Annotated in this window: 11 protein-coding genes; 4 read left to right on the top strand and 7 right to left on the bottom strand. The window is 63.4% G+C overall.

The genetic code is table 11. The features are described 5' to 3' along the window. Positions 1-98: 98 nt before the first annotated feature. From M0D66_RS31555 to deoC, 4 genes are all read right to left on the bottom strand, one after another. Positions 99-1,166, bottom strand: a complete 1,068-nt coding sequence (locus M0D66_RS31555; RefSeq protein WP_266212506.1) for an ABC transporter permease — start codon at positions 1,164-1,166, stop codon at positions 99-101. 34 nt (positions 1,167-1,200) lie between these two features. Further along, entirely contained in the window at positions 1,201-2,166 is a 966-nt protein-coding gene (gene rbsK, locus M0D66_RS31550) for a ribokinase (RefSeq protein ID WP_266212505.1), read from the bottom strand. Positions 2,167-2,328: 162 nt separating this feature from the next. Beyond that, a complete protein-coding gene (locus tag M0D66_RS31545; RefSeq protein WP_266212504.1) occupies positions 2,329-4,722 on the bottom strand; it encodes an aldehyde dehydrogenase family protein in 2,394 nt (797 codons plus the stop codon). Between the two features lie 16 nt (positions 4,723-4,738). After that, entirely contained in the window at positions 4,739-5,749 is a 1,011-nt protein-coding gene (gene deoC / locus M0D66_RS31540; protein ID WP_266212503.1) for a deoxyribose-phosphate aldolase, read from the bottom strand. 252 nt (positions 5,750-6,001) lie between these two features. Between deoC and M0D66_RS31535 the strand changes: the two genes are divergently transcribed. From M0D66_RS31535 to dinB, 4 genes are all read left to right on the top strand, one after another. Then, positions 6,002-7,660: a sugar ABC transporter ATP-binding protein gene (locus M0D66_RS31535; protein ID WP_266212502.1), complete on the top strand. Its 1,659-nt coding sequence runs from the start codon at positions 6,002-6,004 to the stop codon at positions 7,658-7,660. Next, on the top strand, positions 7,657-8,658 hold the full coding sequence (locus tag M0D66_RS31530; protein WP_054038800.1) for an ABC transporter permease: 1,002 nt from the start codon (positions 7,657-7,659) through the stop codon (positions 8,656-8,658). The genes M0D66_RS31535 and M0D66_RS31530 overlap by 4 nt, the downstream gene beginning before the upstream one ends. Before the next feature lie 119 nt (positions 8,659-8,777). After that, complete coding sequence (locus M0D66_RS31525) at positions 8,778-9,923, top strand: substrate-binding domain-containing protein (protein WP_266212501.1); 1,146 nt, start codon at positions 8,778-8,780, stop codon at positions 9,921-9,923. A 183-nt stretch (positions 9,924-10,106) separates the two neighbouring features. Further along, entirely contained in the window at positions 10,107-11,273 is a 1,167-nt protein-coding gene (gene dinB / locus M0D66_RS31520; RefSeq protein ID WP_266212500.1) for a DNA polymerase IV, read from the top strand. On the opposite strand, the gene M0D66_RS31515 is transcribed toward dinB, so the two are convergent. From M0D66_RS31515 to M0D66_RS31505, 3 genes are all read right to left on the bottom strand, one after another. Continuing rightward, positions 11,270-12,694 carry a heavy metal sensor histidine kinase gene (locus M0D66_RS31515; RefSeq protein WP_093632930.1) on the bottom strand — a complete coding sequence of 475 codons (1,425 nt, stop codon included), beginning with the start codon at positions 12,692-12,694 and terminating at the stop codon, positions 11,270-11,272. The two genes, dinB and M0D66_RS31515, sit on opposite strands and share 4 nt — an antisense overlap. Beyond that, positions 12,691-13,377: a heavy metal response regulator transcription factor gene (locus M0D66_RS31510; protein ID WP_093632931.1), complete on the bottom strand. Its 687-nt coding sequence runs from the start codon at positions 13,375-13,377 to the stop codon at positions 12,691-12,693. The genes M0D66_RS31515 and M0D66_RS31510 overlap by 4 nt, the downstream gene beginning before the upstream one ends. 79 nt (positions 13,378-13,456) lie before the next feature. Further along, on the bottom strand, positions 13,457-14,944 hold the full coding sequence (locus M0D66_RS31505; protein WP_200620955.1) for an efflux transporter outer membrane subunit: 1,488 nt from the start codon (positions 14,942-14,944) through the stop codon (positions 13,457-13,459). Positions 14,945-14,955: the final 11 nt, after the last annotated feature.

Here is a 14,955-nt window from a genome sequence, read left to right as displayed (position 1 = left end):
CCTACTTCACCATCACGGACAGTCAGGGCTCGTTGTCCGCCGCGTACTGAAACCTGGATTTGAAACCTGGGTTATGCCTTTTAAGTCTGAGCGTCGCGCTAACGTTTCGGGACTGTGCCGGAACTTGCAGCACTAGCACTCACGCCACCGCCACCGCCGCCGCCGCCAAAACCGAAGATCGCCCGCACCCGCTCGCCGCCTGCAAACGCGAGTGACAGCAACAACAAAAATCCCCACGCGCAATCGCCGAAAAACTGCGATACGCCGAGCAGATTGAACAGACTCGAGAGGAACTGCAGCACGGTTGCGGCAAAGAACACGCAGATGATGCGGCCGTGACCGCCGGCGGGATTCACGCCGCCCATCACCGCGATCAGAATGGCGATCAGCAGATAGGAATTGCCGTAGTCCCATTTCGCACTGGACGTATGGGTCGCGCTGATCAGACCAGCGAGCGACGCCAGCACGCCGCACATCGCATACGTCGTGATCAGCATCCGAGCGCGCGGAATGCCCGCATAGAACGCCGCTTTGGGGTTGGTGCCCATCAGATAGAGGCGCAGACCAAACGGGCTGCGTCGGAGCAACCAACCGAGCACGATCACAGCCGCGATAAAGATGCAGAACGCGATCGGCACCTGAAACACCGTGCCGTTGCCGATATTCGACAAGGGGTCGACATAGTCGACATGCACCGAGGCGCCGTTGCTGAGCACCACCGCAAAGCCCGTGAACAGCAACTGCGTGCCGAGCGTGCAGAGAATCGGTGTGAGCTTAAGGCGTGCGATCACCACGCCGTTCAGGAGGCCACCGAGCAGCCCCATCGCCACCACGATGACGCAGAAGAGCGACGTGTAGAGGGCGGGCGAATCGTCGCCGTTGACGAAGTGCGGCACGACGAGCGCCGCAACCATCCCGGACAGATTCGCGAGCCCGACACCTGACAGATCGATCCCGCCATTGCCCGACACCATCGACAACATGATGCCGAGTGCGAGCAGGCCGAGTTCAGGCAACTGCCCGCCCATCGACTGCAGATTGTCGATGTCGACGAATTGCCCGTGAGAAAGCCATGTCGCGACCAGCACGACGAGTACATTGACGATCAGCAGAAAATTCAGTTGCCGGTCGCCGAACATTTTTCCAGCGGTGAACGAGGACTTCATGGTGAGCACGATCTCCTTCAGTCTTCGCGAACGGTCAGGACAGCGGCGAGGCGGCCTCGGTCGGCTGGCTCAACACGCGGTTCACTTCGTCAAGCGTCGGCATGGAAGGCGCCGTGCCCGGACGTGTGACGGAAATGCCCGCGAGCGCGCAGCCGAAGCGCAGCGCTGAGACGGCGTCGTCGCCGCGTGCAAGCGCCGCCGCGAAACCGCCCGTGAAGCCGTCGCCGGCGCCGGCGGTCTCCACCACGCGGCCGCAGTGATAGGCCGGCACGAGTATCGATTGGCTTGCCGAGTGCAGCAGCGCGCCGCCTTCCCCCAGCGTGACGATCACCGCGCCGACACCTTTGGCGAGCAGCACGTCGGCGGCACGGCGCGCGTCGTCGGCATTCGCGATCGGCACGCCGGTGAGCGCGGTGGCCTCGGTTTCATTCGGGGTGATGTAGTCGCACAACGGAAAGATGTCGTCGTCGAGCGGCAAGGCGGGCGCCGGATTGAACACGGTGATGACGCCGTGCCGGCGCGCCACTTCGAGCCCGCGGCGCGCGGCAGCCAGCGGCTGTTCGAGTTGCGTGACGAATACGCGCGCAGCGGCGATATCGGCCTCGATCGCGTCGACGTCGGCGGCCTCCATCGTCCCTGCCGCGCCGGAGGCGACGATGATCGCGTTCATGCCGGTGTTGTCATCGACGAAGATATGCGCGGCGCCCGTGGACACGCCCTCGACAACTGAGGCGCGTGCCGTGATGCCTTCAGCGGCCCATGTGGCGCGCGCAATCTCACCGAACGCGTCATTGCCGATGCGTGTGCAGAACACCACTTCAGCGCCGGCGCGCGCCGCCGCCACCGCCTGATTCGAGCCCTTGCCGCCCGGCCCCATCGCGAAGGCCGTACCGGCAATCGTCTCGCCGATCAGCGGCATACGCCCGGCGCGAAACGTCAGGTCGGTGACGTAGATGCCGAGAATGACGACACGCCCATTTCCTTGCAAAGACGTGTTCATTCGCGTTCCCCTCGAGGCGCGTTGATCGTGAGGCATGCGTGCGGGGCATGTATTGCGCGCAGCACCGCGGCGTTCAATTGCAGATCCAGATGCTTCAGCACGTTGTCTCCTCCAGTTTCTGGTTGGCGTGCAGGGTGTTCAGGCGTAAGCGCCGACTTTCAATCAGTCTCCGTACGGTATCCAGATGTTCTTCACCTGGACGGCCTGGCGCAGGAATTGCCGGCCTTCGCTCGAACGGTCGAACCAGTCGAACTGGCGGCCGTGATCGACGAACGTACGCTTCAGATTACCGATCGACTCGCGCTCGACCAGTGTCGAATCCGCCGCGTTGCCGAAACACCAGACGGCATCGACGTCGTCGTGTTTGGCCAGCGCCGGCAACAGCGCGCCACGTTCACCGGTGACAATGTTCAACACACCGGCCGGCACATCCGACGTTTCGGCTACCTGATAAAAGTCGGTCACCGTAAGCGGACATGCGGCGCTCGGCAACACCACCACGCGATTACCCATGGCCAATGCGGGCGCCGCCAGCGAGACGAAGCCGAGCAACGGCGCTTCGTCCGGACAGGCAATGCCGATCACACCGAGCGGCTCATGCATCGCCAGCGCGACGCCGCGCAGCGGCGGCGTATGCACGGCGCCGTCGAACTTGTCGGCCCACGCCGCGTACGTGAAGAGACGCGCCACCGCGGCCTCGACTTCCGCATGCGCTGCCGCTTCCGTCGCGCCGTTTCTCGTCACAAGTTGCCGCGCGAACTCGTCCGCACGAATGGCAAGGTTCTCAGCGAGATAGAACAGCACCTGGGCACGATTATGCGTACTCGCCTGTGACCACTTCTGCGCCGCGCGCGCCGCTTCGACCGCGTTGCGAATGTCCTTGCGGTTGCCCTCGCCCACCTCGCCGACTAGCGTCCCATCCGGCGCGTGTACCGGCAGCGAATAGCCGCTATCCGGACGCACCTGCTTGCCGCCGATAAAGAGTTTCGCGGTGCGATCGATCAGCGTGACGTTCGACAACGGATCGCGCTCGCCTGCGCCTGCCGTCTGTTCAGCGCACACAGGCTGACGGACAGCAAGATTGAGCCAGGCACGCGGTTTCAGATATTCGTAGATGCCCTCACGGCCGCCTTCGCGGCCATAGCCCGACTCGCGGTACCCGCCGAAGCCGACCGCCGCATCGAACAGATTGGTCGCGTTGATCCATACGACACCGCACGCGAGGCGCGGCGCGATATCGAGTGCGCGGCCGATGGTTTCGCTCCACACGCTCGCGGCGAGTCCGTAGCGCGAATTGTTGGCGAGCGCAATCGCCTCATCCGGCGTGCGAAAGCTCATCGCAACCAGCACCGGTCCAAAGATCTCTTCCTGCGCGAGAGTAGATGCCGGCGCCACGCCGGTGACGAGCGTGGGCGGATAGAAGCAACCGCCGGCGGGCATCGTCGCATCGGGTGACTGCCACACCGCACAGCCTTCGCGCCGGCCGGTTTCCACCAGCGACTCGATACGTTCGAGCTGCACCGGATCGACAATCGCACCGATATCGATACTTTTATCGAGCGACGTGCCGACGCGCAGCGTTTCCATGCGGCGCTTCAGCTTCGCAATGAAGCGCGCTTCGATCCCCTCCTGCACGAGCAGTCGCGAGCCAGCGCAGCAGACCTGCCCCTGGTTGAACCAGATCGCGTCAACCACACCCTCCACGGCGCCGTCGAGATCCGCATCGTCGAACACGATGAAGGGCGACTTGCCGCCAAGTTCGAGCGTCAGCGATTTGCCCGTGCCGGCCGTGGCCGCGCGAATCAGGCGCCCGACTTCGGTCGATCCCGTGAAAGCGATCTTGTCCACCCGCGGATGTTCGACGAGCGCGGCGCCCGTGCGCCCATCACCGGTGACGACGTTCAGCACGCCCGCCGGCAACCCCGTTCGATGAGCGAGTTCGGCGAACAGCAACGCGGTGAGCGGCGTGTATTCAGCCGGCTTCAACACGACGCAGTTGCCCGTTGCGATCGCCGGTGCGATCTTCCACGCGAGCATCAGCAGCGGAAAATTCCACGGCACGATCTGCCCGACGACCCCGAGCGGCGCATAGTCGGCGAATTCGCTCTCCTGCAACTGCGCCCAACCCGCGTGATGCAGGAAGTGCCGCGCGACCAGCGGCACGTCGATATCGCGCGTCTCACGAATCGGCTTGCCGTTGTCGAGCGCTTCGAGCACGGCAAAGAGGCGGCTATGGCGCTGGACCATGCGCGCAAGCGCATACAGATGCCGTGCCCGTCCGGCGCCGCCAAGCGCGAGCCAGCCCGGCTGCGCGGCACGCGCGGCCGCTACCGCCGCGTCGACGTCGGCCGCATCGCCCTGGGCGATCTCGGCGAGCCGGCCGCCTGTTGCAGGTGCGTGCGAAACGAAGTGCTCACCGGCGGCCGGCGCATGCCACGCCCCGCCGATGAAATGCCCGAAGCTCGCCTCATGCTGCGCGAGCCAGGCGCGCGCGGGTTGATCGTCCTCGGGTGCGGGACCGTACTCCATCGATGAAAAATACTCGGCTACGCTCATGGGATCGGTCTTCTGTTCAGGCTACGGGGTGACGGTTGAAAGCGGAGTAACGACCGCTGACGTGATGTTCGAGCTGGCGTTCGATATCGGCCAGCAGGCTCGAGGCGCCGATACGGAACAGCTCAGGTTCAAGCCACGGGCGGCCGAGCTCTTCCTTCATGAGGATCTGATAGGACAGCACCGACTTCGCGCTCGACACGCCGCCGGCCGGTTTGAAGCCAATTGGCACGCCGGTGCGCTCCTGGTACTCGCGAATCATGCGCACCATCACCAGCGAGACATCCAGCGTGGCGTTGACGCCTTCCTTGCCGGTCGACGTCTTGATGAAGTCGGCGCCGGCCATCATGCAGACCATCGCGGCGCGCGCCACGTTCGAGAGCGTGCGGATGTCGCCGGTCGCCAGAATCGTCTTCAGGTGTGCGGGGCCGCAGGCTGCACGGAAGTCGCGCACTTCGTCGTAGAGCGCCTGCCAGTTGCCGGTCAGCACATATTCACGCGTGACAACGATGTCGATTTCCTGCGCCCCGTCCGCAACCGAAGCCTCGATCTCTTTCAGCTTCAGCGGATGCGGAATCAGCCCGGCGGGAAATCCTGTCGATACCGCAGCGACCGGAATGCCGCTGCCCTGCAGCGCGTCCACCGCCGCCGCGACGAAACGGTGATAGACGCAGACCGCGCCCGTCGCGATGCCTTGCGGCGCGATGCCGAGCGCTTCGAGCAGATCGGCCCGCACCGGTTGGCGCGCCTTCGCACACAGGCGGCGCACGCGGCCTTCGGTGTCGTCGCCATTGAGCGTGGTGAGGTCGATGCAGGTGACGGCCTTCAGCAGCCACGCTGCCTGCGCATCTTTCTTGACGGTACGGCGCGTGGCAAGGGTCGCCGTGCGCCGTTCGACCGCCGACTGGTTGACGCGCAAGCCGTCCAGCCAGGATGCGTCGAACGGCATGCCCGGGTTGCGCACCGGGTGAATGAGCGGGCCGCCGCGCAGCGCGACGACCGAAGAAGAAAGCACAGGGGCTTCAGGCATAAGACATCCGAAAATTTGATGCGGCGCACAACAGCCGCCGACAATTTGTTCCCACTTATGCTACAACGATTGATAGAATCATAACAAGTATTACGCTTCAATCATCACATAAGCAGCCACTCAAGCGCTGCGAGCGCCGCCAATGTTATTGACGCACCATATTCATGATGCGAAGATCACAACACGGCTTTGGCCGATAGCACCACATACAAAGAAAAGAATGTCGTCGTCTTGACGAAGGAGACATGCCAGATGAGTGAGCCGGTTGCGGTCGCGGCCGCGTCATCGCCTCAGGTTCCATTGATCCGTGTTGCGGGCGTCACCAAGCGATTTGGTGGCGTGCAGGCGCTGCGCGGCGTCAGCCTTGATGTGTTGCCCGGCGAAGTGCATGCCTTGCTCGGCGAAAACGGCGCGGGCAAATCCACGCTGATCAAGATCCTCAGCGGCGTTCACACCTACGACGACGGCGTCATCGAGATCGATGGCCAGACAGTGGCGTTCGAGTCGCCGGCGCGCTCGCGTGAAGCGGGCGTTGCCGTGGTCTACCAGGATCTGAGCCTCGTCGAATCGCTATCGGTCGGCGCCAATCTGATGCTGGGGCGCGAGCCTCGCACACGCCTCGGCTTTGTGAAAAACCGCCAGCTCATGGCGACGGTCAGCGAATTTCTTCGCTCGCACGGCATCCCGCTCGACCCGCGCACCGCCGTTGGCGCGTTGCCGTTCGCCTACCGGCAAATGACTGAGATCTGCAAGGCGCTGATGGGCGACGTGCGGGTCCTGATCCTCGACGAACCCACATCTGCGCTCACGGGCGGCGAAGAGCAGATTCTGTTCGACGCGATTCGCGCGGTCACGAATCGTGGCGTGGGCGTGATCTACGTGACACATCGGTTGAATGAGGTGTTTCGTATTTCGCAGCGCGTCACCGTGTTCCGCGATGGCGCCAATGCGGGCACGTTCTCGACGGCGGAAACCGATATGAAGCAGTTGGTCGCGGCGATCGTCGGTCCCGGCCATGCCGCGTTGCAGGCGCGGGAGAGGACGGCCGTCGGCGCTACCGGCGATGAATCCGCTGTTGGAGCGCAAACATCGACCACGTCCAATGCCGCCGCTGTACCCGTTCTCAAATTGTCGAACGTGAGCAATGACAGGCTTCACGACGTCGACCTCACGATTCGTCCTGGCGAGATCCATGGCCTTGCGGGATTGATCGGCAGTGGGCGCACGGAAATTCTGCAAACCATCTTTGGCATTCGCAGAATCGAAGCGGGCGCCATCGAGATCGGCGGTCAATCGCGCTCTCGTATCACACCCGCCGAGGCCATCCAGCTCGGCATAGCGCTGGTGCCCGAAGATCGTCATCTTGAAGGGCTTGTTCTCGATCATTCGATCGAACGCAACCTGACCTTGCCGCGGTTGCCGCAATTTTCTCGCTGGGGATGGTTGCGCAGCCAGGCGGCCGTCAACCAGGCGAAGCGCTCGATGAAAGAGCTGGCAGTCAAGGCGCCCGGCTCCTCGACCGCGGTCAAGTTTTTATCCGGCGGCAACCAGCAGAAAGTGGTCTTCGCGAAGTGGAACCATCCGCGCCCCACGCTTCTATTGCTCGACGAACCGACTGTCGGCGTCGACGTCGGCGCACGCGAGGAGATCTACGGCGTAGTGCATGACGCCGCGCGAGCGGGCACGGCCGTGCTCGTCGTGTCCTCGGACCTCGATGAACTGTTGCGCCTGTGCGGCCGGATTTCGATCGTCGCGGACGGCTCGATCGTCAAGACCGTAGAGCGCGCAGAACTCGCCAACGCCGAAGCGCTTCATCACCTGATTCAACTGTCCCGTTCTTCCATCGAGTCCCCCGCGGGGACGTCCTTCGAGTCCCCCAAGGGGACTTCCTTCGGGGCGCACACAAAATGAACGACTCTGTCTCGCCGCTGACGGCCAAACGGCAGGCATCGCCACCGCAGAAGAGCCGTATGCGGCGCCTCGCGCAACTCCTCCTGCAAGGCGACCGGCCCTATGCACTCTACGGCGCGTTCGCGATCCTGCTGGTGGTGTTCAGCTTTGCCTCGCCGTGGTTTCTCTCCATCGACAACTTCCTGAATATCGGCCGGCAGACCGCATTGGTCTCGATCGTCGCGATCGGCATGACATTCGTGATCATTGCGCGGCAGATCGATCTGTCGGTGGGCTCGACGTTGGCGCTCTCGGGCATGTCCGCGGCGCTCGCCATGTCGCATGTCGGCGATAGCTGGATCATCGGCGCGATTGCCGGCATCGGCACCGGTGCAATCGTCGGCGCGATCAATGGCGTCGTGACCACGCGGCTGAACATTCCGTCGTTCCTCGTGACGCTCGGAACCTTGAGCGCGGCGCGCGGACTCGCGCTGATGGTGACGACAACACGGCCCGAGATCATCACCAACGACTCGTTCATCTCGATCTTCGGCGAGGGCGATATTGCCGGTGTGCCGGTGCCGATCATCTGGACGGTGCTGACCGTGATCGCCGGCATCCTGCTGCTGCATTACAGCGTGTTCGGCCGGCAGATCTATGCGGCCGGCGGCAATCCGACTGCGGCGCTCTACTCCGGCATCAACACGCGGCGCGTGACCACCCTCGCCTTCATTCTCACCGGCGCGCTGGCCGGGCTTGCAGCGCTCGTGCTCGCCGCGCGCTCGCACGCGGCGCGGCCCGATGTCGTGCAAGGGCTCGAGCTCGATGTGATCGCTTCTGTGACGCTCGGCGGTTGCAGTCTGTTCGGCGGCCGCGGCTTCGTGCTCGGCACGCTGCTCGGCAGCCTCATCATAGGCACGCTCAATAACGGGCTGGTGCTGCTCGGCGTCAGCTCATCGCTGCAACTGGTGATCAAGGGCGCGATTATCGTCGCGGCTGTGGCCTTCACCAGGAAGTGATTCAGGAAGTAGCCAGGGAAATAAGGCAAGCACGTCGATCACGCGAAATGTCACGTGCCCGCGTTGTTCGTGAATGGCAGGAGACGTAACACAAACATGAAGACCAACGGAGAAGAATCATGAAACATCGTCGTGGCTCAGGAAGTGTTCTACCCACTCTCATGACGGCGGCGGCCGTCCTGGCGCTGGCTTCATCGGGAGCCTACGCGCAATGCGTGACCAGCTTGCCGGCCGGTTCGATCGGACCGAAGACGATCGTCGGGCAAGGGCCGAACGGCGAAAAAGCGGCCTCAGTGGATGCCGTGAAGCTGAGCGACGCCGACATCGCCAAAATCAAGGCCGGCAAATTCAAGGTCGGCATTTCGATGCAGACCATGAATCTCGACTGGTCGCAACTGCAGGTGCAAGGCATCACGGACACGCTCAAAAAATACGGCGTGGAAGTAATCGGCACGGCTTCGGCGGAATACCAGGTCGACAAGCAGATCGCGGACATCGAGAACACCATTCAGCGTCACCCGGACGGCATCATCTCCATTCCGGTCGACGGCACGGCCACGGCCGCCACCTACAAGAAAGTGTCCGAGGCGGGGATCAAACTCGTGTTCATGGACAACGTGCCAACTGGCCTCAAGCATCCTGAACAATACGCAGCGATGATTTCCGCCGACAGCGAAGGCAACGGCCAGATCGCCGCGAAAGTGCTCGCCTCGTGCGTCCCGCAGGGCGCGACGATCGGGCTCGTGAACTTCGGCGTCGATTACTTCAGCACGACGGAACGCACCAAGGCCGTCAACGACTGGATTAAGAAGAATCGTCCGGACATCAAGGTCAAACAGGTCGCGTTTACGGACCCGTCGAAAGTGGGCCAGATCGCGGGCGACTTCCTCACCGGCAATCCGGACGTGAAGGGGCTGTTCGCCGTTTGGGATCAACCGGCGCTCGACACACTGACGTCAATGCGCGCGCAAGGCGTGAACATTCCCGTCACGACGGTCGACCTGGGCCTTCAGTCCGCCATCGAGATCGCCAAGGGCGGACCGCTCAAGGCAACCGGCTCGCAACGTCCGTACGATCAAGGCGTGGCCGAAGCCATGGCGATGATGAAGGCGCTGATCGGCCAGACGCCGCCGGCATGGATCGGCGTGCAGTCCCTGCCGGTGGTTCAGTCGAACGTGCTCGAGTCGTATAAGACGGTGTTCAAGAAAGACCCGCCGCCCCAGCTTGCGGACGCATGCAAAAAAGCCAAGCCGGCTTGCGGCTAACGCCTCAAGCGCGGCACCTTGCCCCGGCGGAGCAAGGTACTATTACGGTTTGGCGTCCGGCGTGCAGCGCATCATGGCTCGCACGTCCTGACGCCCGACGCAGCAAGTCGTACGATCGGGCAGCACGGCACATGCATCGACTGTTATGCTCGCTGCCCGCACCGTCACCCGTTTCCGCCAGCCATGAGTTCTGCAAGCCGCCACATCGCGCACCTGGACATGGACGCGTTCTACGCGTCCGTTGAACTCCTGCGCTATCCGCAACTGCGCGGCAAGGCTGTGGTGATCGGCGGCGGCCGCAATGCCGTGCCGCAAAAGCTCGAAGACGGCAGCCTTCGCTTTGCGAAACTGCGCGATTACGCGGGCCGCGGCGTGGTGACCACCTCCACTTACGAAGCCCGCGCGCTCGGCGTGTTCTCCGCGATGGGCATGATGAAAGCCGCCGTGCTCGCTCCCGATGCGATCCTGCTGCCTACCGATTTCGAGTCGTATCGCCACTACTCGCGGCTGTTCAAACAGGCGGTCGCCACCTTCACGGATCGGATCGAAGACCGCGGCATCGACGAAATCTATATCGACCTCACCGAGTTGCCGGGCGAGCCGCGCGAGATCGCCGCGCGCATCAAGCAGGCCGTCAATCAGGCGACCGGTCTCACCTGCTCCATTTGCGTGGCGCCGAACAAGCTACTGGCGAAGATCGGCTCCGAACTCGACAAACCCGACGGCCTCACGATCCTCACGCCTGCGGATGTGCCGTTGCGCGTCTGGCCGTTACCGGTGCGCAAGGTCAATGGAATCGGGCCGAAGGCCGCGGAAAAGCTCACCTCGCTCGGCCTCGCCACGGTCGGCGATCTGGCGGCGGCGGACGCGGGTTTGTTGCAGGACAACTTCGGACGCAGCTACTCGGCCTGGCTCATGCAGGTCGCGCAAGGCTACGACGAGCGGCCGGTCGTGGTCGAATCGGAACCCAAGTCGATGAGTCGCGAGACGACCTTCGAACGCGATTTGCATCCACGCCATGATCGCCCGGCCCTTTCCAGTTCGTTTACCAGCCTGTGTGTGCGGGTCGCGGAAGACCTGGTGAGGAAGGGCTATGTGGGCCGCACCGTGGGTATCAAGCTGCGCTACGACGATTTCCGCACGGTCACGCGCGATCTGACGCTCGACGAACCGACCGCCGACGCCACCGAGATCCGGCGCGCCGCAACGGAATGTCTGAGACGGGTGGAATTGAACCGCAAGCTGCGGCTGCTGGGCGTGCGTGTGAGCGCATTGACGCCGGCCAACGCGCAACCGGCAAAGCGGCGCGTACCGGTTCAGGCCGACTTGCCTTTTACCAGCGAAGATTAACCTGCTGCTTCCGCCGGGACACCGGCATTCACACGCGCCGCCGGCAAACTGGCTTCCATACTCGACGCCGCAATCGAAAACGCAAACGTGTTAACGCCGTTCGCACTCTCCACCGACACCGTGCCGCGATGCATCTCGGCAATTGCCTTCACGATTGCAAGACCCAGGCCGTGGTTTTCGCGGCTGTTGGTACGAGACACTTCCGCGCGATAGAACCGGTCGAACAGGTGTTCAAGCACGGCCGGCTCGATCGGCTCACCCGGGTTGGCCACCGCCACGCGCAACTGATCCGCTACTTCCAGGATCGTCACCGTAATCGCCGCGCCCGGCGCGCAGTGCTGGATCGCGTTCATCAGCAGATTCGTGCAGGCGCGGCCGAACAGCGAGCGGTTCACACGCGCCACCGCATCGCCGCGCAACTGCGCATGCACGCGTGCTTCTTCCAGCGGAATCTCGAGAAACTCCAGCGTATGCGCAACTTCCGCGGCCAGCGACACCTCGACGAGGCCCGTCGCGCGTTCGCCCTGGTCGGCTCGAGCGAGGAACAGCATGTCGTTGATAATCGCGCGCATACGTTCGAACTCTTCGAGATTCGATTGCAGCGTATGGCGCAAATCGTCGACCGAGCGGTTGCGTGTCAACGCCACTTCGGTCTGGCCGATCAGAATCGTCACCGGCGTACGCAATTCATGAGCGACGTCCGCGTTGAACGATTCGAGGCGGCCGTATGCGCCGTCCAGACGTTCGAGCGCGCCGTTGAACGAGTTGGCCAGATCGCTCAATTCGAGCGGCAGCGAGGCCGTATTCAGACGCTGTGAGCGGTTATTCGGACTCACCGCGGACGCTTCTCTCGTCAGGCGCGTCAACGGCGCAAGACCGAGCCGCGCGACCGAGTAACTCAGCAGCAGCACGGCGAGACTACCCAACGCGGACAGCGCGGCGAGCGCCGCCCCGAACACGCGCATTGTGCGGGTATTCGGCGAACAACTGGCGGCGACCTGCAATTGCACAGGTGGGCGAGCCCCGTAAGCCGGTATCGTCACGGTGATGGTCAACATGTCCGCGCCGCCGCCCACGGGCGATACCCTCGCGTAGCCACCCGGCCAGCTCGACACCACGGGCCCCTCGATGGGCTTGCCATAGTGAAAATACGGATCGGTACTCGACACCGCGTACACGGTGCTGCCATCGTGCGGCATCATGTCCGTGAGTTTTTCGCGCGCCATGCGCCACTTCTCCGGCGTCACCGCGTGATAGACGATGATGCGCGCGATCTCGGTACGATCGTCGAGCGATTCGCGCAAATGGTGTTCGAGTTGCGTGCGCAGCACCAGAAACAGCCCGGTGCCGATTAGCGTGAACACCAGTAGCGCCACGAGTGCGAACATCAACGCAAGGCGGCGCGCGATTGAACGGTTCATGATTGCTCTGCCTCTTCACGCACCTCGAGCACGTAGCCCATGCCCCGCACGGTGTGCAGCAGCTTCGAGGAAAACGGGCCGTCGAGCTTGGCGCGCAATCGTTTGATCGCGGTCTCGACCACGTTCGTATGGCTATCGAAGTTGACGTCCCACACGAGTTCGGTGATGGCGGTCTTCGAGAGGATGTCGCCTTGCCGGCGCGCCAGTACGCTCAGCAACTGGAATTCCTTTGCGGTCAGATCGAGGCGTATGCCGTCGCGGGTGGCGCGCCGGCCGATCAGATCAACGAACAGATCGCCGACGGAAATCAGCGTAGATTCCTGCGAACGCGTGCGGCGCGCCAGCGCATGCAGCCGCTCGACCAGTTCGAGAAAGGAAAAGGGTTTGGTGAGGTAGTCGTCGGCGCCTTCGCGCAGGCCACGCACACGGTCGTTCACGTGATCGCGGGCAGTGAGCATGATGACCGGCGTCGACTTGCGCATGCGCAGCGCCTTCAGCACGCTGAAGCCGTCGCGTTTGGGCAGCATGACATCGAGGACGATCACGTCGTAATCGAATTCGGTGGCGAGATGCATGCCTTCCTCGCCGTCGAGCGCCACGTCGACAACCCAGCCCTGCTCTGTCAAACCGGAGCGCAGGTAGTCCACCACCTTATGCTCGTCTTCAACGATCAGCAATTTCATGCGCGTCCCCTTGTATGTGCATTATACGAAACGCCTCGTTTTTCCTCTTTCCTGTCTGGCCGTGTCATTGTCGGGCGGCTCACTTCGCGGGAGCCATCGCCTCCTTCGTTGCATTGCCGGGCGGCTGCGCGCCCGCTACGTCCGCGGCATCCCAGCCGCCGCCCAGCGCCTTCACCAGTGAAACCGAGAGGGTCATCTGCTGGCCGTGGATCTGCACGTCCTGACGCTCGCTGGTCAGCAGCGACTGCTGCGCGGTGATGACGTCGAGGTAAGCGACCAGGCCGCCCGAATAACGATCGTTGGCGAGCGCCAGAAGATGCTGTGCATCGGTCACCGCCTCACGCGACTGCTTCGACGCGCCATCCAGAACGGAGAGGCCGGTGATGCCGTCCTGCACCTGCTGGAATGCATTGAGCACGGTTTGGCGGTAGTTCGCCTCGGTGGCCTTGTAGCCTTCGCTCGCAAATTGCACGTTCGCCGCACGGCGGCCGCCGTCGAACAGCACCTGGCCCACGGCCGCGCCGAGCGTCCACATCAGCGTCGGCGCGCTAAACAGGCTCGCGAACTGCGTGCTTTCCCAGCCAATGCTCGGCGTCAGCGTCAGGCTCGGAAAGAACGCCGCCTTGGCGACGCCGATCTGCGCATTCGCCGCGGCCATCGCGCGCTCCGCCGAGGCGATATCCGGGCGGCGTTGCAAGACGTCGCTCGGCAAACCGAGTGGAATCGCCGGCACCTGCGTCGCGAGCACTTTGGGCTCGATCGAGAATTGCGGTGCGGGCACGCCGACCAGGGCGGCAATTGCATGTTCAAACTGCGCGCGCTGATTCAGTAGGAGTTGCGCCTGCACGCGCGTCGAATCGAGCAGCGACTTCTGCTGCAACACGTCGAGCCCGGACACCGAGCCGAGATCGTGCTCGGTCGTGACGTAATCGAGCGCCTTCTGCTGCAGTTTTACCGATTGATTCAGCACGTCGATCTCGGCGTCGAGTTCACGCAGCGAGAAATAGTCGGTGGCGAGATCAGTGGTGAGGACGAGCCGTGCGTTGGCGAGGTCGTCGGCCGATTGCTGCGCGGAGGCCGCGGCGCCCTCCACTTCACGACGTATCCGGCCGAATAGATCGGTGTCGTAGTTGATCGTCGGGCCGAGTTGCAGATTGTTCTGTACTGTCGACGTGGTCGGCGTGTTGTAATTGGTCAGCGGGCGATCCTGCGAAATTCTGAAGCGCGACCCGGACGCCCCCAGATCGACTTCGGGAATCTGCTGCGCGCGGGTGTTCGCCAGCGTCGCCTTGGCCTGCGCGTAGTGTGCGCTCGCCGCGGCCAATGTCTGATTCTGTGCAAGCGCCTGCGTTTCCAGCGTCCCGAGCGTCTGATCGCCGAAGGCACTCCACCAGTCCAACGAGATCGGCGCATGCGAAGGCGCCGCGACGCGCCAGTACGAATCGGTTTGCCAGGTTGGCGGCACCTCGGCTTGCGGCCGCTGATAATCCGGGCCGACTGTGCATGCAGCCAGCAAGGCCGCACTCGCGGTGACCGCCAGCGCCGTTCGTGTCGCTCGCGATGTCAGTGCCCGATAAG

It is taken from the genome of Paraburkholderia sp. SECH2 (genome assembly GCF_030464795.1).
Lineage (GTDB): Bacteria > Pseudomonadota > Gammaproteobacteria > Burkholderiales > Burkholderiaceae > Paraburkholderia > Paraburkholderia aspalathi.
Note: the sequence above shows the minus strand (reverse complement) of the source record. Positions and strands in the feature narration are given on the sequence as shown.